At 39.1% G+C, this 23,142-nt stretch carries 20 protein-coding genes; 6 read left to right on the top strand and 14 right to left on the bottom strand.

What is annotated here, in order from left to right; all coding sequences use genetic code 11:
- Position 1: 1 nt before the first annotated feature.
- From EFY79_RS10940 to EFY79_RS10900, 8 genes are all read right to left on the bottom strand, one after another.
- On the bottom strand, positions 2 to 1,129 hold the full coding sequence (locus tag EFY79_RS10940; RefSeq protein ID WP_123120747.1) for a Gfo/Idh/MocA family protein: 1,128 nt from the start codon (positions 1,127 to 1,129) through the stop codon (positions 2 to 4).
- Positions 1,130 to 1,156: 27 nt separating this feature from the next.
- Positions 1,157 to 2,449: an extracellular solute-binding protein gene (locus tag EFY79_RS10935; protein ID WP_123120746.1), complete on the bottom strand. Its 1,293-nt coding sequence runs from the start codon at positions 2,447 to 2,449 to the stop codon at positions 1,157 to 1,159.
- A gap of 114 nt (positions 2,450 to 2,563) precedes the next feature.
- A complete protein-coding gene (locus EFY79_RS10930) occupies positions 2,564 to 3,664 on the bottom strand; it encodes a LamG-like jellyroll fold domain-containing protein (protein WP_158605199.1) in 1,101 nt (366 codons plus the stop codon).
- Between the two features lie 46 nt (positions 3,665 to 3,710).
- Positions 3,711 to 5,213 carry a RagB/SusD family nutrient uptake outer membrane protein gene (locus EFY79_RS10925; protein WP_123120744.1) on the bottom strand — a complete coding sequence of 501 codons (1,503 nt, stop codon included), beginning with the start codon at positions 5,211 to 5,213 and terminating at the stop codon, positions 3,711 to 3,713.
- A 55-nt stretch (positions 5,214 to 5,268) separates the two neighbouring features.
- Positions 5,269 to 8,667: a SusC/RagA family TonB-linked outer membrane protein gene (locus EFY79_RS10920; RefSeq protein ID WP_123120743.1), complete on the bottom strand. Its 3,399-nt coding sequence runs from the start codon at positions 8,665 to 8,667 to the stop codon at positions 5,269 to 5,271.
- A 33-nt stretch (positions 8,668 to 8,700) separates the two neighbouring features.
- Complete coding sequence (locus EFY79_RS10915; RefSeq protein ID WP_123120742.1) at positions 8,701 to 9,705, bottom strand: FecR family protein; 1,005 nt, start codon at positions 9,703 to 9,705, stop codon at positions 8,701 to 8,703.
- A gap of 148 nt (positions 9,706 to 9,853) precedes the next feature.
- The gene (locus EFY79_RS10910; protein WP_123120741.1) at positions 9,854 to 10,402 is read right to left on the bottom strand and encodes an RNA polymerase sigma factor; all 549 of its coding nucleotides are present in this window, start codon (positions 10,400 to 10,402) and stop codon (positions 9,854 to 9,856) included.
- Positions 10,403 to 10,579: 177 nt separating this feature from the next.
- Positions 10,580 to 11,695, bottom strand: a complete 1,116-nt coding sequence (locus tag EFY79_RS10900) for a transglutaminase domain-containing protein (RefSeq protein WP_123120739.1) — start codon at positions 11,693 to 11,695, stop codon at positions 10,580 to 10,582.
- Between the two features lie 193 nt (positions 11,696 to 11,888).
- On the opposite strand from EFY79_RS10900, the gene EFY79_RS10895 reads away from it, so the two are divergent.
- Positions 11,889 to 12,554 carry a porin family protein gene (locus EFY79_RS10895; RefSeq protein WP_123120738.1) on the top strand — a complete coding sequence of 222 codons (666 nt, stop codon included), beginning with the start codon at positions 11,889 to 11,891 and terminating at the stop codon, positions 12,552 to 12,554.
- Positions 12,555 to 12,591: 37 nt separating this feature from the next.
- Here EFY79_RS10895 and uvrC read toward each other — a convergent pair whose 3' ends face one another.
- From uvrC to gpmI, 5 genes are all read right to left on the bottom strand, one after another.
- Positions 12,592 to 14,427, bottom strand: a complete 1,836-nt coding sequence (gene uvrC / locus EFY79_RS10890; RefSeq protein ID WP_123120737.1) for an excinuclease ABC subunit UvrC — start codon at positions 14,425 to 14,427, stop codon at positions 12,592 to 12,594.
- 27 nt (positions 14,428 to 14,454) lie between these two features.
- Entirely contained in the window at positions 14,455 to 15,051 is a 597-nt protein-coding gene (locus EFY79_RS10885) for a hypothetical protein (RefSeq protein ID WP_148041904.1), read from the bottom strand.
- A gap of 103 nt (positions 15,052 to 15,154) precedes the next feature.
- Entirely contained in the window at positions 15,155 to 16,678 is a 1,524-nt protein-coding gene (locus EFY79_RS10880) for a hypothetical protein (protein ID WP_123120735.1), read from the bottom strand.
- Between the two features lie 55 nt (positions 16,679 to 16,733).
- Positions 16,734 to 17,306 (bottom strand): RNA polymerase sigma factor, encoded by a 573-nt coding sequence (locus EFY79_RS10875; protein WP_123120734.1) that lies wholly within the window; start codon positions 17,304 to 17,306, stop codon positions 16,734 to 16,736.
- 163 nt (positions 17,307 to 17,469) lie between these two features.
- On the bottom strand, positions 17,470 to 18,993 hold the full coding sequence (gene gpmI, locus EFY79_RS10870; protein ID WP_123120733.1) for a 2,3-bisphosphoglycerate-independent phosphoglycerate mutase: 1,524 nt from the start codon (positions 18,991 to 18,993) through the stop codon (positions 17,470 to 17,472).
- A 113-nt stretch (positions 18,994 to 19,106) separates the two neighbouring features.
- Between gpmI and EFY79_RS10865 the strand changes: the two genes are divergently transcribed.
- The 5 genes from EFY79_RS10865 (at position 19,107) to apaG (ending at position 22,090) form a co-directional block, all read left to right on the top strand.
- Positions 19,107 to 19,463 (top strand): DUF4783 domain-containing protein, encoded by a 357-nt coding sequence (locus tag EFY79_RS10865; RefSeq protein ID WP_158605198.1) that lies wholly within the window; start codon positions 19,107 to 19,109, stop codon positions 19,461 to 19,463.
- A 158-nt stretch (positions 19,464 to 19,621) separates the two neighbouring features.
- Complete coding sequence (locus EFY79_RS10860; RefSeq protein WP_123120731.1) at positions 19,622 to 20,356, top strand: DUF481 domain-containing protein; 735 nt, start codon at positions 19,622 to 19,624, stop codon at positions 20,354 to 20,356.
- A gap of 97 nt (positions 20,357 to 20,453) precedes the next feature.
- Positions 20,454 to 21,320 (top strand): carboxylating nicotinate-nucleotide diphosphorylase, encoded by an 867-nt coding sequence (gene nadC / locus EFY79_RS10855; protein WP_123120878.1) that lies wholly within the window; start codon positions 20,454 to 20,456, stop codon positions 21,318 to 21,320.
- A 1-nt stretch (position 21,321) separates the two neighbouring features.
- Entirely contained in the window at positions 21,322 to 21,663 is a 342-nt protein-coding gene (locus EFY79_RS10850) for a translation initiation factor (RefSeq protein WP_123120730.1), read from the top strand.
- Between the two features lie 40 nt (positions 21,664 to 21,703).
- Positions 21,704 to 22,090 (top strand): Co2+/Mg2+ efflux protein ApaG, encoded by a 387-nt coding sequence (apaG, locus tag EFY79_RS10845; protein ID WP_123120729.1) that lies wholly within the window; start codon positions 21,704 to 21,706, stop codon positions 22,088 to 22,090.
- Here apaG and EFY79_RS10840 read toward each other — a convergent pair.
- Positions 22,087 to 23,139 (bottom strand): gliding motility protein GldB-related protein, encoded by a 1,053-nt coding sequence (locus EFY79_RS10840; protein ID WP_148041902.1) that lies wholly within the window; start codon positions 23,137 to 23,139, stop codon positions 22,087 to 22,089. The genes apaG and EFY79_RS10840 overlap by 4 nt on opposite strands.
- Positions 23,140 to 23,142: the final 3 nt, after the last annotated feature.

Below are 23,142 nucleotides of genomic sequence, written 5' to 3'. Positions count from 1 at the left end.
ATTAAAAAGTTGCTGAACGCCCATCGGCATCCAGGGCCATTTGCAAAGATGCTATACCATTGGTTTCATCCATTTTACGATGGTGTTTGTTATCTTTTATCCAACTCCATTGATCTGCCAACATCCGCATCAATAATTGCTGGTAGCGCATTTCTTTATGTAAAAGATCTCCTTTTTCAAAAGTGACTTCTGCATGCAAATCAATATCCTTAAATCTTCCTTTTGCTTTCTGATTGGGATCTTTAATTTCATTCTCTGTAAAATTTTCTTTAAGCAGTTTTCGGATAATTTTTTTATCCGTTTCATTGAATAATCCATGCACCTTTATCGTTACAGGTATCCATCCTCTGAGAGTTATGTCTCCTCTTTCAAACAGTAAGGTAATTTGCTGCCGGTCCAGAATTCGTGGTTGGTCAAACCCGTGATAAAAGTTCACCCAGCCGCCACCGTACATAACAGTAGCCTGTACACGATCTATAATATTATCATATCCGGGCCTATGCTTTTTTAGCGATTGAATTACCTCACCTTTGCCAAGCCAGCCGGAAAACATATCAAAAAAGTGAACGCCATGCTCTGTAAAAATGCCACCGCTTTTTGCTTCATCCCAAAACCAATGGCTTGCAGGAAGAGATTCATCGCTTGCATAATTTTCAAAATACCCGTGAAGAAATTCACCGAGCGTCTTGTTATCAATTATTTCACTTACGATTTCATACAATGGATTGTAACGCTGCATCAAATTGACAACATACAAAAGGTTTTTGGATTGTGCCAGCGACGCAAGGTCTTTAGCTTCCTCCAGTTTCAGCGCAGCCGGCTTCTCGCACAGTACATGCTTGCCTGCTACGAGCGAGGCTTTACTTTGTGAGTAATGAAGAAAAGGTGGTGTGGCGATATAAATAAGGTCGATAGATTCGTCTTGAAGCATTTTTTCCAAATCCGGATAGGCCACCGCAGCATATTTGCCTGCCAGATTTTTTGCGGCATTAGGATCCACATCTGCTACAGCAATCAGGTTTACTCCTCTCAGTTGTAAAAACGCGCTGGCTGCAAATGCTGCAAAGCTACCTGCCCCAACGATTCCGATGTTTATGGTATGAATAATATGTTGCTTCTCAGAATTCAACTTTGATCTTTTTAGTTCACTTACAAATTATTGATTTGTGCTTAAAAGCACGTTTACAGCTCTTTCCGCATCAGAGATTGCCTTTTCCGGTGTTTTTTTTCCATACACTACACAAGCCTCATACTCCTGCGAAATGATGTCAAGTACTTGCACAATTTGCTCGCAATTATCCACTCCTTTTAAATAAGGGATTTCTTTCGCAAACGTTACCATCATGGAATTTTTCTTAAAATATTCCTCATAAAAGGGATCTGATTCCAGGTTTTTTCTTGTCGGCAATTGGTGCGTCAATTCAAGCAACCGAAGATCGCCGGGCTTGCCGATAATGGATTTAATAAACTGCCAGGCGCGCCCAGGTTTTTTGCAACTGCTGAATATCACAATATTTTTTGGATCTGAATAGGTATATACCGGTCCGGAATGATTATCAGGCACAATAGGCGGATAATATCCAAATTCAAAATGTCTTGAAGGAATGTTTTCCAAGTAAGGGATTTCCCATGGCCCCGTCCATTTGGTGGCTATAGCTTGTTCTACAAAAGGATCGCTGGAAGAACCGGAACCTTCTTTTGAAAAATAATCGTGCGTATAGATGGATTGCAAAAAACGGAACACTTCTACCGCATACTTATTATTGAAAACAGCTTTATTATTTTCAACCAAAGAAGCGCCATCAGAAGCAGCCAGGTATAAAGGATAAAAATTGAAAAGCCGTTGATACCACAGCGGGCTAACTTCGGTGTAGCCAAATCTCTTTTTTATCCGGCTGTCTTTATTGTTTTCTTTAAAAAGTTGTGCGGCTTCAAGGTAGGATGAATAGGTAGTTGGCAAAGTATAAATATCATTTGCAGTAAACAAACTTTTATTAAAGATTGTCATTATGGGATTTACTTTCCAGGGCACCTGGTAAATATGCCCATCAGAAGAGGTGATTTCCTTAATCACATTCGTGTCACATCTTTCCCTTATAAATGACAAAAATCCAGGCAGCGTATCTAAGGCAATAAGCGCGTGTGCTTTGGCGTGCATCTCCACACTTCCCTGCCACATGTTTGCATAAATGTCCGGCGTAGTTTTGCCTACTACTGCAGCAAGGATAACTTCTTCACTGGATTGGCCCTCAGGAACCGGCTGCATGTGAATGCGATTCGCAGGATTTTTTTGATTCCAGTCTTTAGTAAGCTGAACGCATAATTGTATCTCCTGGTTGTTGTTGGAACACCAGAAAACCATTTCATGATTACCAGCCTCGCTGCTTTTGCAGGCCGGTAATGCAAATGTTCCTAAGTACAGAAAAAGAAATAAACCTCTTACATGCATGATTTATGAGCAACTTATTATTGCTGTTCGGATTTTTGAACCTTAATTTAAATTCAAAATCCCCTACAGTTAGAAACGCCTTGGCTGTAGGGGATTTTGCAGTTATGAAGAACCCTACTCAGTTTTTTGGTTTGTATAAATCGATTTTACCTGTGGCCCTGTTAGAGCTATATTATAAAACATCACATCATCAAGATCTCCGGTCCAGAATCCACCCCAGTTTACATAAAAATCATCCTGGGTAGTAGTGTACTTATCGGTTGGCAAGTCCTGCCCAATCACGAAATTTATAGGATTGGCAAGCGTGATGGCATTGCCAGGCACAGGATTAGGAGTGCTGGAATCCCAGGTTTTTACAAGGTCTCCGTCAATGTAGAAATTTTCAACGCCGGAAGTGAAAGTCACAACAAGGTGGTGCCATTCATTTTCAGGTACGGCAACTCCTGCATCATCTCGATCATAAATTGTAGTATCGCCAACCGCAGTTCCTTTGGTAACCTTTACGGTATAAAATGGTAAATGGCCGGATTGCAATTGGAATTTATATCCATTCCAGCGGTTCATGGCCACCATTGTATAAGTATCTGTATTCAGGGCCCTTCCATCAGAAACCCATTTAGCCCAGATACTGATTGACATGGCAGGCGGATTTAAATCTGCTTTATAGGGCACTTCAATATTCCCACCTTTATCAAAATGATAGGCCATATTGTCGCGGTTAAACCTGTCTTTAGTTAATGTAGGCAAGCCGGCGCCAAAATAGGCATGCCCTGCTTTTACAGTTCCATCATTCCCTTTTCCTGATGAATCGTTTGCATTGCCGTTCATTTTCCAATAGCCGATAAGATTGGCCGCAGCAATTTCCTGGATTAAATGTCCCTGGTAAGTGGTAATAGCGGCGTTCAATTGGGCCACTGTATTATTTACGTCAGCCTGGGTGGCCTTGTCATTGCTCAAGACAGTTTTGGAGGCGCCCAAAGCGGTAGTAAGTGGTGCTTTGGTGCCTGCTTCATACTGGCCTGGTTTGGTGCCCTCAACAGTGTTGTCTTGCAATTTCTGTGCGGAATCAACGGCTTTTTGTAACGCGGTTTTATCGGCAGGAGGAGGTGGCGGGGCCGAATCTTTTTTGCCGCAGGAGATGGCAATAATTGAAACTACAGTACAGACTGCCAGAAATTGTTTAATGAATTTAAAATTCAGCAAAGTCTTTTTCATAATTTTTAAATTTAAGTATGTAATGAATGGTTGATTTAAAAAGTGATTAATGAAGCGCTTTATTCCTGTCGCGTTCAATTTGTGGAATAGGAAAATGTTTATACGTGTCATAATCGAAATTGGGCTTATCGCTCAAGGCTTGCTTTGCATAATCTTTACCATAGCGAATGAGATCAAAATAGCGATGGAATTCCATACCCAATTCCACTCTCCGTTCGTGGCGGATAGCCGCTCTTAATTGCGTTGGGTCAGTTGTAGTGATATCCGGTAACAACCCTTCCTGAATCTGTGGATAACCCACCAGTGACGTATCGTACTGATAACTTTCTCTTGCTCTTTTTCGTACACGATTAAGCGGCGCAAGAGCCTCTGCCGGATGACCTGATTCATTTAAAGCCTCCGCATATATTAAGAGAACATCTGAAAAGCGGATGGCTTCGTAATTCAGGTTACCATCACTTTTATTGGAAACTTGCGAAAGCGGTTGCTGGTGTTTTCTTGTAAGATACCCGGTAGATGGAGACCACGAAGCACTGAAAGTTCTACCATTAAACCAAGGCATTGAATCGCGGCCTACCGTATAATCAAGTCTTGGGTCATAAATTCCTTGAGAAGTTTTTTCGAACTCATCTACAAAATTTTGAGTAGGGGCATCGAAAAAATAACCGCCATCAATCTGCGGCGCAAAATATTGATTGAGCTCGCTTCCTAATTTAGGATCCTGGCCTGTTAAATGCTGAACGGCAAATACGGATTCCACATTATTTTTATAAGCCTCGTCCCAGTTTTCTGTATATACCGGCAACAGGTTATAAAGGTTGCTGCCTATCACTTTCGTTGCTGAAGTTGTTGCACTATCCCATTTTGACTGGAACAAATAAACCTTTGCAAGAAGTGCGTTGGCGGCTCCGGAGGTCGCTCTCCCCACATCAGGTCCACTGTATGCATCAGGCAAAGACGCGGCCGCTTCCTTAAGATCCGGCTCAATTACTGATTCATAGATTTGCTGTTCCGGCGACTGTGGAATTTGTAGCTGGTCAGCGCGAAGTGGCTGTAAAACCACGGGAACATCCCCGAAGATATTTATCAGGGTAAAATAATAATAGGCGCGAAGGAATTTCGCTTCTGCTAAAATCCGGTCTTGTAAAGTTTTATCCATTTTAATGGACGGCACTTTGCTGAGCACAAGGTTGCATCTGGTAACTCCGTCATACAAAAGTGCCCACATGCTGGCAAGGTTACCGTTGGTAGAATTTACATTGAAGTCGTCAATAAATCCAATATCTGCCTGGTCGCCGGGGTTGCCTCCCTTGGCCGCATCATCCGAAGCTACATCACCAAAAACCCATAGCCTGTTTACATTAGCCGTGGTAAAGGCCAGAGGCTGATAAGCTGCATTGATTGCCAATATTGCCTGCTCCTTTGTTTGATAGAATTCAGATTCAGTATACTCGCCTACGGGATTTTTTGTGATAAACTTTTTACAGCCCGTAATGATGAGGATTAACAGCAAAATGATAAATATTCCATTATAATTTTTTGTCTTCATTTGCTTCTTTTTAAATTATGTCAAAACAACTACGGATTAGATTTTTCATTCGTCATTAAAAGCTCAGGTTGATTCCCACGATGTAACTTCGGGCGCTCGGATACGTTCCCCAATCAATACCGGCTGCTACATCGCCTCCATAAGTATCTTTTTTCACATTATCACTCACATTCATTTCCGGGTCAAGGCCGGTAAATTTGGTTAAGGTCCATAAATTCTGGCCGGTTACATACACACGCAAACGTTTAACATGAATCCGCTTCAGAATATTCTCAGGAATCGAATAACCCAATTGAACATTTTTTAATCTTACATATGAGCCATCTTCAAGAAATCTGCTTGATGGATATTTGTTATTGGAAGCATCCCTGAATGAAACAAGAGGCATAGTATTACTGGTTCCTTCACCATGCCATCGCTGGTCGAAAACTCTTTGTGTAATATTGAAAGGACGATAAAAGCCCTCAATATCCATATTCACCTGGGAATAAATTTTATTACCATATTGCCCCTGGAAAAAAATAGAAAAGTCAAAATTTTGATACTCCAGGTTGGCAGTAGCCCCAAACGTGAACTTAGGTATGGCACTACCTAGAAAAACTCTGTCCTTTTCATCTATCACCCCATCCCCGTTTTGATCTTTGAATTTTACATCACCAGGCCTGATATTTTTCCCCTGGTACGCATGAGCGAATACATCTGCATCGCTTTGAAAAATTCCTTCCTGCTCATACAAATAAAATGAGCCAATAGGATGGCCCACTGCTGTAAGAGTAGCATTGTAATTGTTGTCTATACGGCCACTGGCTATCGGCTGGCCATTGCTTAGTGATAATACTTTGTTTGCAAGCGCCGAAAAGTTGCCCACAAGGGTATACTTTAGTTTATGTTCGCCATTGCTAAAATTAATTTCCGTTTCAAATCCTTTGTTTTGAACTTTACCGGCGTTTAAATATGGAGGATTGGCGCTTCCGCCTATCAATGGGAAAGGAACCGGAATCAGCATATCGGAAGTGGTCTTTATGTAATAATCAAATGTGATGCTTAGCTTATCTTGCCATAACCCTAAATCAAGACCTGCATCGGCCTGCGTTGACGATTCCCATTTTACCTGAGGGTTTCCGCGTGTAGATACTGTAGATCCCGGATTGCTTTGCTGGGGATCGCCCAAAGGATAATTATATTTATTTCCAATGATAGATACAAAGCCATAATCCGGTATTTCCTGGTTGCCCAACTGGCCATAACTAGCCCTGAGCTTCAACTTTGAAATCTGTGGAACATGGTCTTTAATAAACTGTGTATTATGAATATTCCATCCGGCAGAACCCGAATAAAAAGTTCCATATTGATTTTCAGGTCCGAAACGCGAAGAGCCATCGCGGCGAATATTTGCTGATAAAAGATAAAGATTTTTGTAGTTGTAGCTCACATTTCCAAATAGTGAAAAAAGAGCTGATTCGGATTGGCTTTCGGTAGCGCCTGTTGAACCGATAAGCCCGCTGCCATTTCCTATATACCTGAATTGTGGCGATTGATTTGGAAAATCACGGTCAGTACCTTCATGAAAATGAATTTTATTAGCTATAGCCTCTGTGCCTGCTAAAATGTTAAGTTGATGTTTCCCGGAAAAGGTTTTAAAATAATTTATTGTGTTATTCCATATCAGGTTCATATTGTTAGTGGTTCCTACGGCTAACCTGCTCGGATTATTTATGCGAAGATTTGTTCCGTAGTTCTTATCAAAACGCTTGCTTTCTGTTACGATAGCATCTATTCCAAGGTCGGATTTAAACCTTAGGTTGTTCATAAACTTATACTCGGCATAAACGTTTCCAAAGATTCTGTATTCAGTTTCTTTGTTGTCAGTAAATTTCGCGAGCGCTACGGGATTGTACCCGTCACCAAAGAAAGCGGGATATTGAGGCAGGTCAGAATATACGCCGGCACTGTCAAAAACCGGGATAGCCGGTGTACGGAATAAAGCATACCTCACCACGCTTCCTCCATTGCCTCCGTAACCATCTCCGGAACTGCCAATCATATTTTTTTTCGAATAAGAAACGTTTATATTATTCGCCAGCGTAAGTTTATCGGTAAGCTTAATTTGCAATTTCGATAAAAGGGAATAACGGTTATACCATGAATTAATGATAATACCATCCTGACTGAAATAATTTCCCGAAACATAATATAAAACTTTATCCGAGCCTCCTCTTACAGAAACCTGGTGGCTTTCGATTCGACCATTATGAAAAATTGCATCCATCCAGTTTGTGTTGGGCAACGACAAACCAGATGGAATTTTAGGCCTGATCAATGCGGGATTAGTTACGCCGGCATTGTCATTGTCGGCAGCTTCGTTATAAAGCTCAACATACTCAGAAGTATTGGTCATTTTTGGAAGGTCTCCATGTGTCTGAAACCCGCCGTATCCATCATAAGAAATCTGCGCCTTACCGCTTTTGCCGCTTTTCGTTGTAATCAACACTACGCCGTTAGCCGCCCGGCTGCCATATATTGCCGCAGAGGAGGCATCTTTTAATACAACAATGGATTCAATATCATTGCCGGAAAGAAAATTGATTCCATCTTTGGTAGGCACCCCATCAATGATGAATAACGGGTTATTGTCATTAATAGTTCCTACACCACGGATTCTTACAATAACGCCATCGCCGGGCTGACCTGTATTTTGCGTGATTCTTACACCAGGTACTTTTCCCTGCAAAGCCTGGTCAACACTGAGATCTGGTAGTTTTGAAATACCTGCCACATTCACCTCGGACATTGCGCCTGACAAATCTGTACGCTTCCTGGCCTGGTAACCAACTATGACGACTTCGCTAAGCTCCTCGCGGCTTCTGGTAAGACGGATAGTTAAAGAATTCAAACCATTTACGGGCACTTCCAGGGTTTTGTAACCCACATTTGTAAAAATTAATACACTGTTTGCCGGCACGTCAATTGTGAATTTTCCGGATTCATCAGATTGGACTGCCATCTTGCCTCCTTTTAAAGAAACCGTGACTCCCTGGAGCGGAGTTCCCGCTGAATCTGTGACTATTCCTGAAACTGGAGGCTTTTCCTGAACATCCATTTTCACCTGCGCTGCAGCAGGCGAAGGTTCGGAAATGACAAGAATGATATTTTTTTTCTGCGTAAACCGAAGTTTTGCCTGGTCTGAAACACTTTTTAAAACTGAATAAAGAGACTGTTGCCCTTGTTTGAGTTTGATTTGCCTGGATAAATCAATCTCATTTTCGTCATAAACAAATGAAAGAGAAGTCTGCTTTTCAACTATTTCAAACACCTGGCTCAACTTACCCGTAGTGAAATTTACATTGATAACAATATCTTTGAAAGGAACTTTTATTTCTTTCCCATTTGCTACAAAGGGTAACAAAAAAGTGAATAAAATACCACCGCAAAAAGTTATAAATAATTTGCTCATATCAAAATCATTTAAGCTGACAACAATGCTTCTTTATTTAATCAGGACCGTATCGCCACGTTGCGAATAGGTAAGGTTCTTAACAAGGCATATGTTTTCAATTATATCCATTGCAGAAGAATTTGTGAACTCACCCGTAAAACTCCAATTCGTTTTTGGGCTTTCATTTATCAAGACAATACCAAAAGCATCCTTCATTTGCGAAGCAATCTCATCAAAATTGCTTTGCCTGAAATTCATGGGGATAATCAGATTTTTATAAAGGTGTTTATCGCTTCTCACATATACGGCTCTCTCATTAGGCGTTAATATCATCGATTGCTCAGGCTCCATGTTGGCATTGAAAAACTGAACATGCAATTTGCCGGTTAATAATTCAACTACCAGCGCCGAATCGCCTGATTTTTTAATATCAAAAACAGTTCCTAATACGGTGGCCACCATATTTTCCGAATGCACTTTGAAAGGATGCGCTGCATCTTTCTTCACTTTAAAATTTGCATTTCCCCGCAGATAAACATTTCTTTCGGGTGATTGAAAAACTTTATCATATTTCAATTCAGCTTGTGGCTGAAGCGTTACGATAGTGCTGTCAGAAAGCATCAGGCTTTCAGGCGAATCCGAAGTATTGACCGTAATAACCTGCCCGTTTTTGTGAGTAGAAGAATATACAAGCCAAAATCCGGCTGCAAAAACGAACAAAACTATTACACTTACATACCGAATTATCCTTTGCCTGCGGCCTCTTTCCACGGGGAAGCTTTTTACTTTTGGCTGCTTTGTTAAAGAAGAATTCTTTTCAATCGCATTCAGCAATTTCAAATACTCATTTTGAGTTTCTTCTTTGGAAAGGGAAGGAAGCAAGATGCTTAGCAGCTTTTCTGCTTCGGCAATCACATCCGCCTTTTCGGGATGATGTAATATCCATTCTTTCCACATTAAACCCTCAGCGCAGTTATCATCCAAATGATAGTTGATAAACGATTCATCTGTGATAAAATCTTCTGCCTTGTAATCTGAAAATGTTTTTTTGTCCATATAATTGTTAGGTTACCGGCCTAAGATTTTGCCCTGCCTTCTCCGCGGGATTCCTGTTTTTATACTCTGTTATAATGTGGTGCAGAAAACCTGCTTCTTTTACCGGGTTTTTTTTAAATTTTTTTTTCTTGGATGGTTTGAAAGCGTTTCAAATGAAGATGTGAATTATTTTTCTCAAACGGGTGATGGCTTCGTATACAATGTTATAAACCGTTCGTGTGGTTAAGGACGTCCTTTCTGCTATTTGCTCATAGCTCAGGTTTTCGTAATACTTGAGGCGAATAATATCTAATTGTTTTGGCGTAAGGCCGCGTAATGCAAGCTTCAGCTTTTCTTTCTGCTCCTCGTTTTCCTCAAAGGCAACCAGGAGTTCTTCATAAGATTTTTCATTTTGGTTTGGCACGGAAAGGTTATCCCCTAAATCAATTTTATTTTTTTCGTAAACGCTTCGGTTTATTTTTCGCCTCAGCCAGGTAAATAAATAAGAGCGCACATTTTGGACTTCGGGCGAAAGAGTAACTCTTCCGTTCCAGATTTCGAGAAATAAATTTTGAATGCAATCTTTGGTTAGTTCTTTATCACAGCACAAGCTGAATCCATAAGAAAATAGTTGTTTGTAATTTTCCTGGTATATTTTCAGGAATGCCGGTTTGCTTCCTTTTGTCATTTCTGTCCAGGCCTGGTCGATAGATGCCATATTTTATATTGCTAAACGCGGATAAGAAAAACCAAATTTTAAAAAATAAAGATTTTAAGGTAATCCAGAAGCTTGCCACTTGCCAATACATCATTTGTAAGGTAAACCATTTAAAGCATTGGTTGGTGCAGGCATTCTTTGTAATACGTTCAGTAAACGAACTTTTGAACGGAATTTTTATTTTCCATTAAAAACCTCAGCCAAATGATTTTGATAAAATGCCTGCTGTTTTTTCAGATTCAATTCAAGCTCATTTAATTTGCTTTTGATAGCTCCGGTATTTAATTGCAGTGTAGCAGTAGAGCTATCAATCTTTTTTAATTTCAAATTTGCCAAACCCAGCGATAAAGATACATTTTGAAAAAGCTTTTCCACTTCATCTTTTGACTTGAATGGCCGGAACTGATTGTTTCTATATGAAAGGAAATCGTTATAATAGCCAATAGCCGCATTGTAATCAGACACAGCCGAATTGTATAATTCCGCGTCGTCGTCCTGGCTTAAAACTTCTACCTGGAAACGGATTCTTTTCAGCTTGGTGTTTATCCTTGCTTGCGGCCAGCCGGCATTTTCTATTCTTGATGCTTCCTTTGCATAGCGTGATAGCCGATCCATGTTTTTAATTTGAGATAAAGAATCATTGTAATTGAAAAATTTTCCTTTATTATTCTGAGCGCTAAAACCTTTTTCGAAATCATTATAAGTATGCGGATGATTTAATAATTGGTAAATGGGATCAAATGGCAGGTGGCTTTGTACAAATATTTCAGGGTCGGCATTAAAGTATTTAAATTCTGATTTTTGATTGAGACTGCCCACCACGCCTGCATCCCATGTTGGGTCATACAACCCCCATTCACCATTTAGAAATGCGATGCACCACACATGGCCTGAGCGATCAATTGATCCGCCTTGCCTGGTGAAACCTTCTACCATAAATGAATTGATTCCACATTTCGCAGCCACCGCATTAAATACGGCGGCAAAATTTTCACAAACGCCTCTTTTTCTTCGCAGGGCAAAGGATACGCGTTGTTCATTGTCCTCATCAAGAATCACGTAATGAATGCTATCTGCATCGTATTTAATATTAGAAGTAATCCATGAATAAATTGCGGCGATTTTATCTTCATCCGTGTGATAATGAGCGTTGATATAGGCAGCAATCCCATCCGAAGTTTTTACCTGGGAAGCAGGAATATTTACATACTTCTTTTGTGCTGCAAAATAATCCTGCGCGGCCGCTACATGAGCACAAAGAAATAATATCGTAAAGGCAAATACCGGCTTCATTTACTAAAGTTATAAATCGTTTTTGAAAATGATTTTGTAAAAAATTAATGCACAGTAAACCAATAAATATGTGCATTTTATTTCTGAATCATCTATTACTTAACAAAATCTTACCGAAAGGCCATTAATCTTTACCGGTCAAAATTCTTCTCAGGATTGTGAACGGCTTTAAAATCCGGCTCCGGCAACAATCATGAAAAATACAATTTTACTTATCAGCGCTTTATTTATTTCAGCTTTCAGTTTTGCACAAACTACCCCTGCTTTTGGGGTTAAAGCTGGTTTTTTATCGTCAGGCATGCGCGGCGATGCTGTAAAAAATTTCAACAACATTCTCGATTTCACCAATGGTAAAGTAACCACAAAAGATCAGTCAGGATTTTTTGCCGGCGGCTTCGTAAATATTCCTATGAGTTCCAATCTTTCCTTTGAGCCCGGAATTTATTATTCTTTAAAAGGATACCAGCTAAATGGGGCGATTGGCTTAAAAGGAATGGATTTTTTGGGAGCGAATGCAAAGGCCATTTTGCAGTCACAATATGTGGATGCGCCAATATTATTAAAAGGGAATTTTGGCGGGTTTCAAATTTTTGCAGGGCCGCAAATCTCTTATCTTGCCCAGTCAAACCTGAAAACTTCTGCGGGCCTGTTGGGTGTTAACCTCTTAAATAAAACGATGGACGTCACTTCAGCTTTTAATCGTTGGGACGTGGGATTGACCGGTGGCATTGGATATCAGTTCGCCAACGGCTTAAGCCTAAGTGCATCGTATGACTATGGTTTATCCAAGGTAGATGCCCATCAAAGCGTTAATGCTTTTAACCGCGCCATTAAAGTAGGTATCGGGATTAGTCTTTAGAAATTGAATTTAAAATCCCGGTTTTGGCCGGGATTTTTTAAACATTTGGTTCTCCGCTTTCATTCTCTTCATCCGGATGAAAATATTGATAAACGATTTGAGCCCTCGGCTTACCGATGGCTTCTTCAAGGTCATTTTGCGAAAGATCTTTTATTTTTTTTACGGATTTAAATCTTTTCAAAAGATTGTCAGCGGTATTTTTCCCAATTCCTTTTATCATTTCCAATTCATTCACAAAGGTGCCGCGGCTTCGCTGATTCCGGTGAAACGTGATGCCGAATCGATGCACCTCATCGCGAATTCTTCTGATTAGCTTAAGGCTTTCGCTATCCCAGGGCAGTTTAATGGATTCTGTATCGCCCGGAAAAAAAATCTCTTCTTCATTTTTCGCAAGTCCTACTACAGTTGTTTTGCCTGTCATTCCAATTTCGTGCAAACCCTCTACAGCGGCGTTAAGCTGCCCTTTTCCGCCATCAATAATGATTAGTTGCGGCAAGGGGAGATCGTCCCTGAGCAATCTTTTATATCTTCTTGTAACCACTTCTTTCATGCTGGCAAAATCATTTATACCTGTTACAGTTTTAATATTGAACCGCCGGTATTCATTTTTATCGGGCAGGCCGTTTCTGAAAAAAACCATTGCTGCAACGGGGAAACTACCCTGAAAGTTTGAATTATCAAAACACTCAATTTGAGCGGGAAAGGCCGGAAGATGCAGGTCGTTTTTTAACTGGTTTAAAACTTGCGTCTTTTCTTCACCGGTTTTACCTTCAAGACGAAGCATTTTCTTTCGCTTCATCTCGGCCATAAAATAGTTGACATTCTTTTCTGAAAGATCAAGCAGTTTTTTCTTATCTCCTGCTTTAGGCACCGTTACGGAAATTCCTTCACCCGTAAAATCAATTTCAAAAGGAATTACAATTTCCGTGGCCTCGCTACTAAATTTTTGCCGGAGGTCGGTAATGGCAAGGCTTAAAATTTCTTCATCTGTTTCGTCCAGTTTGGGCTCCAGTGTAATAGTGTGCGTTTGGATTATCGTTCCGTTTTGCACCATCAGGTAGTTGATATAAGCCGTGTTTTTTTCTCTCAATATGGAAAATACATCCACATTTGAAATTGATTTACTTACCACTACAGACCTGGCCTGGTAATTTTCGAGGCCTTCAATTTTCTTTTTTATTACAGCGGCTTTTTCAAATTGCAATTGTTCTGAATAATAATTCATTTCTTCCCTGTAGCGCTGTATTACCGGAGCCAAATTGCCTTTGATGATTTGTTTTACCTGTTGCAAACCTTCTTCATAATCTTCTTTTGATTGCAGCCCTTCGCAGGGGCCTTTGCAATTTCCAAGATGGTATTCAAGACAGACTTTAAATTTTTGCCTGAGAATATTACTTTCAGTAAGATTGAGCTTGCAGGTGCGAAGCGGGATAAATTCTTTTATAAAACTCAATAATTCGCGCACTCTTCCTACCGAGGTGAACGGACCAAGATATTGAGAGCCGTCATTAATCTTATTGCGCGTTAAAAAAATTCGTGGAAAGGGTTCATTTTTAATCACGATATACGGATAGCTTTTATCATCTTTCAGGTTGATATTGAACTTTGGCTGAAATTGCTTTATTAATGAATTTTCAAGGAGAAAAGCATCCTGTTCGCTGTCGACAATAGTGAACTCAATATGGCCAATTCGCCTTACGAGTTCATGGGTTTTATAGCCGGTGAATGTTTTGGTGAAATAAGAACTTACTCTTTTTCTTATGTTTTTTGCTTTTCCTACATAAATAAGCTCATTTGCCTCGTCAAAGTATTTATAAATGCCCGGGTTATTCGGTAGTGTTTTAATTATTGTTTGAAAAATTTCTGCAGTCATATTTTAATTTCATTTCATGTGATTTGATTACTCCTCAAAGTTCCAAATCATTTTCTTCTCACTCACCTGTGTTTCCTTTCCTGCTGACTGTGTTATATCTCTTATATTAAAATACTTATTGACTACCCAGGTTAATTGGGTGGTAATATTATTGCCTGCTAAATCTTTTTCTTTGACCAAATAAATCCTTTCTATAAGATGGGTTTGTGGATTCATATACACATCCCAGTGAATTAGTTGAATTGAGTCGGGTAACGATGGTTTTGCATCGTATGAAAAAGTATAAGAATTGATAGTTTGATCCAGGAATGATTTTTCAGTGAAAAAGGAATGTAAGCTTGCTGAATCAATCTCAGGTGACAAAAATGGAGTTGCTTGTTTTCTGATATCTTCTCTTTTAAGCCAGGATGAATCTGTTTTTCCTTTCGATATCACAATCAGCAAGGGAGTTACGGGTAATGTATCTAATTCCTTTAACTGGGCTTTTAAAAAGCTGGTGACGGGAAAAATATTTACTGTGTCCGTAGAGGCTGTTGGCTGTGTTGGGCCAGGTTTATTTCCGGTATTACAAGCGCTAAAACAAAAATAAAAGGTAAGCAGAAAAAATAAAAATGTTTTTTGCATCTGCAAAATTACAAATTTAAAAAGCCGTTGCAGGGTACGAAGCAACGGCTCTAAAAAAAATCAGTTAAAAATTAAGCTTAAAAAGCGCTTAATTATTTCAATTTTACCTTGATAATCCAATTCTTATGCCATAATCAATCAAATGTTCCTTAGCTGGATAAATATTTTTATAAGAGGAGAAAAGCTGGTATCTGAAATCAGGGCCAAGGTGCCATTTTACTTTCTTGCCTATAAAAGTAATATAGGAGCCAAAATGGCCATCAAGATTGGTTTTTCTTACCAAAGATGGGTCGTTTACATAATATCTGCCATCCGAAGAAACCAGGTAGGCGTCGTCTTTTATCACGACTGAAGGCTCTAATAATGAAGTTAAGTCAATTTTGATTTTTTCATTTCCCCAAACATTAAATTGAACGCCCAATGGGATGGATGCCTGTATTTTATAATTGTTAAGCGTTACATGGCCGGGACTTTGGCCGTTTCCATAATGAGTTAAAAAGTTTTTAGAATAAGTGCCGCCGTTGTTGTCACGGAGCATTAATGTAGTAAATGTGGGATGCACCAAATTTGACAAAATTTTGTATCCCGAATAGCCAAGGTTAAAACCCGTAACGAATTTCAAATTTTTGTCAATTTTCACAGTCATTTCTGTTCCGGTTTCTATTCCAAACCGCGAATTTCGCAACAATTTAAAAGCGCCCCTGTTCGATAATGTGACCTGTGAGGAATTAGTAACTGAAGGATCAACAGATTTGTTACCAAAAGAAGCGGTGCTTATAGTTGGTGTGATGTAAAAAGTCCATTCAGGCTTATTATTCTTACGGCCTTTTTTAAGTGGGTTGATTGCTTTGTTTGTGGCGAAATTATTTTCAGCCGGAATGCCGTGTGTTTTATTGTTCAAAATTAATGACTGTAAGATATCACCAGGAATAGTAATTGCTTCGTCACTGAAATCCGGCAACAGAAAACCATTTTCGATGAAATCGTTATTCTTAATATATTGTGTGTATAAAGAATTTCGAAGCTCGTCAGACTGACTTAAAGCCTCACCAGGAATTGCCTCCTCCGATGCGACTGATAAGCTTGCGACAGCTTCAGTATTTTCGATGTTTTCTTTTGATACAGCCTGATTTTCTTTGACGGTGGCATTTACAATACCCACTGGAGATTGTCCACCGGTATTTTTCTCAACTATCTTTTCTATAGCCAAACTTTCTACCAAAGAAGGCATAACTACAGCCATTTTATGTTCTGGTTTGCCCGTTTTCTCTGCAAGGTCCGCACTTATATTTTCACTGTTTTCTGAAATCTGGCTTCCGGTAATGGCCTTCTGTGAAATGGTTGGCTGTTGGGGTTTATCAGCTTGGGCAATTATAATATTTTTAGCGTCGCTGTTTGCTGGATTATCCTCTACGTTTCTAAATTGGGTAGGGGAATTATTTAGTTTGCTGATGGTAATAAGTGTAAATAAAAAAAGTATCGCAATGGTTATTGAAGGCCACTTACTCCCCGGATGTAAATTATTGTAAATGCCGTTCCATACACGTTTGGAGGGCACCATCCTAAATTGATCGGCATGATCTTTTAAAGATTGCTCAAAATCGCTCATATCAAATCTTCTTTCCATTATGCAAACGTTTCATTTAGACCGACAAAGATTTAAATATTTTAAACAGGTAGTTTTATTTCACCGAGGCCATCTTCACATTTTCCCTGGGTTTCTGCAATATTTTTTTCTTAATCAGAATTTCTTCCAACAGCGCCCGTGCCCTTGTATATTGTGATCTGCTTGTGCTTTCTTCAATTTCTAAAATTGTAGCAATTTCTTTGTGTGTAAAGCCTTCAATTGCATACAGGTTAAGAACAGTCCGGTAACCAATTGGCAATAATCTTATACATTCCACCACTTGTTTAGCCTGCAGCAGGGACGGTATAGTATTTTCGCTGATATGGATACTTGAGGCATGTATCAAATCAACACTATCAGAGAACTTTTTATTTTTCTTTAAAATATTAATACAGGTGTGCACCACGATTTTTCTTATCCATCCCTCTAATGCTCCCGAACCTTTATATTGACGAATCTGGGAATATACCTTTATAAAACCTTCCTGGAGCATATCTTCCGCATCTTCCCTGTTGCGGGCATAACGATAGCAAACACCAAGCATGCGCGGCCCGAAACGGTTGTACAACGCTTCTTGCGCAGTTGAGAGGTTATCAAGGCAGCCTTGAAGCATCAACTCGTCGGTCATAGTTTGCTTGTTTAACCCTACTAAGATAGGACAATTTTTTACTTAAAACGCTGCACGAATATACGCTTGTTCACCAAAAAATTGAAAAATTTTAATTTTAAACGCGTTCTGGATTATTTTTTTAATTTCTCACGGGTATTCGAAACTAAAAACACGCGTATAATCAATTTTCATCAATTAATACCTTGCCAGTCATTTGTTCCGGAATTGGCAACTTCATCATTGTCAGAATAGTAGGCGCGATATCTCCAAGTTTTCCCGGGTTAATTTTGCCGTGCCATTCTCTATCTATTATAAAGAAAGGAACCAGGTTTTTGGTATGCGCAGTGTTGGGCGTTCCATCTTCATTAATTATATAATCTGCGTTACCATGGTCTGCAGTTAGAAAAATCGTATATCCGTTTTCGAGCCCGGTGGTTACAATCTCTTTTACGCAAGTGTCAACGGTTTCAACTGCTTTAATTACAGCCTCCCAAACTCCTGTATGCCCTACCATATCTGCATTGGCGAAGTTCAAACAAATAAAATCGGCAGATTGTTTTTTTATTTCCGGAAGTAATGCCTCAATTACCTGGTATGCGCTCATCTCCGGCTGCAAATCATAGGTGGCAACTTTGGGTGAGGGGATCATTATCCTGGTTTCTCCTTCGAAAGGCACTTCCCGGCCACCGCTGAAGAAAAAAGTTACATGTGGGTATTTTTCGGTTTCCGAGATACGAATTTGCTTCTTGTGGTTATCGGCCAATACTTCCCCCAGCGTATTGGTCAAATCATCTTTTTGAAAAATAATATTTATGTTTTTAAAAGTATGATCATATAAGGTCATGGTAGTATAATCAAGATTCAAGGCTTTCATACCTTGCTCCGGAAAGTCTTTTTGGGTGAGCGCTTCGGTGATTTCGCGGCAGCGATCTGTACGAAAATTAAAGCAGATTACTGCGTCGCCATTCATAATTCCGGAATCGGGCGTTTCAGCATTGATAATCGGTTTCAAAAATTCGTCTGTAACGTCATTTTGATAAGAGGTGGTAATAGCTGAAAAAATATTAGTGGTTACTTCACCCGTGCGGTTCACTATTGCATCATATGCTATTTTAATACGTTCCCATCTTTTGTCGCGGTCCATGGCATAATATCTGCCTATGATGGTAGCTATTTTTCCGGTGGTTTTATCAAGATGCTGTTGCAGATCCTCTAAAAAATTAATGCCGCTTTTGGGATCCGTATCACGTCCATCAGTAAAAGCATGAATAAATACATTTTCTATTTCATGTTTTTTACAAATGGTAGTAATTGCCTTGAGGTGATTAATATGAGAATGAACACCTCCATTGCTTACGAGGCCCATCAAATGCAGCGGCTTTTTATTTTGTTTGGCATAATTTAAGCTATGCATTAATGCTGCATTTTTTTCAAATTCGCCATTTTCAATTGCCACATTTATTCGTTCCAATTCCTGGTAAACGATGCGGCCCGCTCCCAGGTTAAGATGTCCTACTTCACTATTGCCCATTTGTCCTTCAGGCAACCCAACGGCCCTTCCACACGTCACCAGCGTAGAATGAGGATATTTTTCATAAAGAGAACTAACAAAAGGTGTTTTGGCATTTTGAATCGCATCACTTTCTTTTTTTTGTCCAAGGCCCCACCCGTCCATTATAACGAGTATTACTTTTTTTGTTTCCATCGTTCAAAGCTACTTATATAATTAAAAAAATCCCAAATCCTGTTATATTTTTACCTTTAATAAGATTTATAGTCAAATGGATCAAAATTTACATGATGAAAAAAATTTTACACTTGACGGTCATCCTTGTGGCATTATCTTCGTTCACTTTAGTTTCGCTTTCTGAAATTATAAGTGCGTTTAAGTCAGGGAACGCCTATGAACTTTCAAAATATTTTGATAAAACAGTAGAAATTACTCTTCCTCAAAAAAGTGCTTCTTATAATAAGTCGCAGGCGTCAATTCTACTACGCGATTTCTTTAGTGAAAACCAGGTAAAAGATTTCAAGGTAATTCATCAAAGCCAAAAAGAAGATTCTGAATTTTGCATTGGCACGCTCATTACAAGTAGCGGCTCATTTCGGGTTACTATTTTCACGAAGCAATCCGGCCAGGAAAAACTAATACAGGAGCTTCGGTTTCAAAAATAAAAAATCAGCGTATTTATCAGTTTACTATAAATCCGTTTTCAATCACATCGTTTAAGTTCAATGGAGGCTATTGATGGGCACGGGCAAAAGTTTTAACAGCGGTATGCTTTTTTTCTGGAAATATTTTTTACATTTCTCCCAACTTTTCAAAAGCAGTCATGTTAAAAGAAGTATCCTTAATTATTTTTTCTGTTCTCTGGTTTCAATGGTGTTTTGGCCAATTTAATGATTCTGTCCATCATCATTTTTCCTTTACCTCTACCGGCGTTTTTAATAAAACAAAAGATCAGCAATCGTTCGTTTTCAACAACGGTATCGGATATGAAGTAAATAATAAAAGGATTGCGTATAATACCGGCGCTTCCTGGATTTATGGCACGCAGAACAAGCAGCTTTCCAATAACGATGTTTCGGCCGCGGCAAATGTGGATTATTTAAAAGACATCCGGAAGCTTTACTATTGGGCATTGATAAATTATGACAATAGCTATTCATTAAAAATAAATTATCGTTTCCAATCAGGTGTTGGCGTGGGTTTTAATGCCTTTAAAAGCCCTAAATTCAATTTCGAAATCAGCGATGGTTTTGTATTTGAAACCAGCGATCTTACAGATCCGGTAATTGGGAAAGATGTGTACCAAACGGTAAGAAATTCTCTTAGAATAAAATATCGGTGGGCTTATAACAGCACTTTTAGCCTTGAAGGCACTAATTTTTACCAGCCTTCAGTGAGTGATTTCAGGGATTATATTTTTAAACTCAACAACAAACTGTCTGTTAAGTTAAATAAATGGCTTTCGCTGAATGCTGCAATGGCTTACAATAGGATAAGCCGTACCAACAGGGAAAATGTTATATTGACCTACGGCATCACTATAGAAAACTATTATTGAGCAGTCGTACATCCAAACATGGAATATTTTGCACTAAATGTGCATATTTAGCGCGGCTTTAAAAACCAGATTAATTTTCAATTTTATAAATTTGTTTATGGACGTTCCGAAAGATTTTCAAAACAGGTTAGAAGAATTCATTGCGAGCGCGCTGCGGGAAGATATTGGAGATGGAGACCATTCTACGCTTGCCTGTATAGATCCTGATGCAAAAGGAAAAGCGATTTTAAAAATAAAAGACAATGGAATATTAGCCGGCGTGGATATTGCCGAAAAAATATTTCAATTTCTTGAGCCAACGGCAGTAGTCACTAAGTTTTTGCACGACGGCGATAGCGTGACCTTTGGCCAGGAAGCTTTTGAGGTAAGCGCTAAAATTTCCACCATACTTTCTTGCGAAAGACTGGTGCTTAATTGTATGCAAAGAATGTGTGGCATTGCTACATTAACCAGAAAATATACTGAAAGGCTGAAAGGATACAAAACAAAATTATTAGACACGCGGAAAACAACACCTAATTTCAGATTAATAGAAAAAGAAGCAGTGAAAATTGGGGGCGCATTCAATCACCGGTTTGGTTTGTACGACATGATTATTCTAAAAGACAATCATATAGATTTTTGTGGAGGGATTATCAATGCAATAGATGCCGCTTATGAATATGTGCACCTTAAAGATATTGGCTTAAAAATAGAAGTGGAAGCTCGCTCTCTTGAGGATGTGGAAAAAATAATTCGCAATGGCAAAGCCGACCGCATCATGTTAGATAATTTTTCGCCGGAAAAAATAAGGGACGCGATGAAAATGATAAATGGGAAGTTTGAAACGGAAGCCAGTGGAGGCATCACTTTCGACAATATAAAAGAGTACGCTGCCACGGGCGTTGATTTTATTTCAAGCGGCGCTATCATTCACCAGGCTACCAGCCTGGATTTAAGTTTAAAAGCAGAATTAGCACAATAAAATGTCGAAGAAAAAGTTATATAACAGAGAAGGGATTGTTTATTCAACGGCAAAAGATTTCGATTTTTTTAATTCTGAAGAGCCTGAAGAATTTTTGCCAAAAGAGCAGCAAAGATTGTTAATTAGCCTCGACAAAAAACAAAGGGGTGGAAAAATAGTTTCGCTGGTAAAGGGGTTTTCAATGAAGGAGAAAGACATCGAAGATCTGGCAAAACAGCTAAAGTCATTTTGCGGAACAGGAGGCTCTGCCAAAGACAATGAAATTATTATCCAGGGCGACCAAAGGGAAAAAATTTTACAATGGCTTTTGAAAAACGGGTATAAAAACTCACTTAAGGTTTAATTTTATAACGCTTTAAATAAATTATTACAATTTTAAAACCATGGTCTCAAAAATTTCTGAAGGCGTAAACGTAAGTGTTGAAACTTTTTATCAGCCTGAGTACAGCAATCCGATTAACAGCGAATACATGTTTGCGTATCGAATCACGCTGGAAAATAATAACCCTTTTCCTGTGCAATTATTGAGAAGGCACTGGTACATTTTTGATAGCACCTCAGAGCATCGCGAAGTAGAAGGAGAGGGAGTTATTGGTATTCAGCCGATAATCCAACCCGGCGAAAAATATCAATATGTGAGCGGCTGCAACTTGCGGAGCGAATTGGGAAAAATGCATGGAATGTACTTCATGGAAAATTTTTACAACAAGCAAACCTTTATCATCAATATTCCTGCGTTTGAAATGGTAGTTCCGCTAAAACTAAACTAAATCCTGGGTTTGTATTTTGACATTTCATAAATTTCCCTTGGGCTCTTCTGCATTAAATCTTCCGGTTTCGTTTCAGGGTATAATTTCATAAATTTCTTCACTATCTGCAATCCTGAAAAAGTACCAATGTTTCCCGGCGCGCCCTCGCCCAGTTCAGGTGTTTTGGGGCTTTCTCCAATATAATTGTGCACGATATTTTCATCCGTCTTGTTCAGCAAATTATTATTTAAGAACAGGTCCCAGATAACAGCTTCATTGTTTTCAGCATCTTCCATTTGTTTTTTGGTATATCCCATGCAAATATACTCTGGTGTATGAGGCAAAAACCGGGTAAGCAGATACATTCTTCTTCCCCTTTCTACCATTTGTTCTATCAGTGGCCTTCCCTTTACGCCAGATGGAAATAAATCATCCACTACATTCCTCATACAATTAACCGGGATATGTTCTTTATCAAAGTTGATAGACAAAAACTCAGGGTATTCTTCCATTCCTTCGCGGCTTTTATAAAAGGAAAAATCTTTTTCCATATGAAGCTGCAGGCCGATTCCAAAACTGTGGGTGGTTATTACATCGCCCTGCACGCCAAATGAGGTTTCGAAATTTGCATTGATGGGAGCAATAAAAGTGATGACTGATTGCGGAATTTTGTAATTGGGAAAATAATATTTTACAAACTGCAATCCCTTTTCTATCTCTCTTGTTTCTTCATCAAAGCTTTTATACATCATCTCCGCAGAATCTTTTAAGGGCATATAATCGTGGATAAACATTTTTATTCCCTGGCCCTGCCTGTTTCCCGGAATTAGTAAACTGTCAAGATCAAGGCCAAGCATGTTTGCTGTAAATGGCGGTAAAAAATCCGGATATTTTTGGAGAAGCATTTGCATAGAATGGGCAATATGGATGGTGTCCATTGCAAAAAAGTCGTTTTCAAATCTTTTTGTTTCGAGACTTACTTTAATGGAGGAAACATCTGGAATATTTGGGTTGTTGTTGCAGGAGACTAGCAAACCCGCGATCGTTACAACAATTAAGAATCTTCTCATACC

The organism is Hanamia caeni, assembly GCF_003721595.1.
GTDB classification, from domain to species: Bacteria; Bacteroidota; Bacteroidia; order Chitinophagales; family Chitinophagaceae; genus Ginsengibacter; species Ginsengibacter caeni.
Note: the sequence above shows the minus strand (reverse complement) of the source record. Positions and strands in the feature narration are given on the sequence as shown.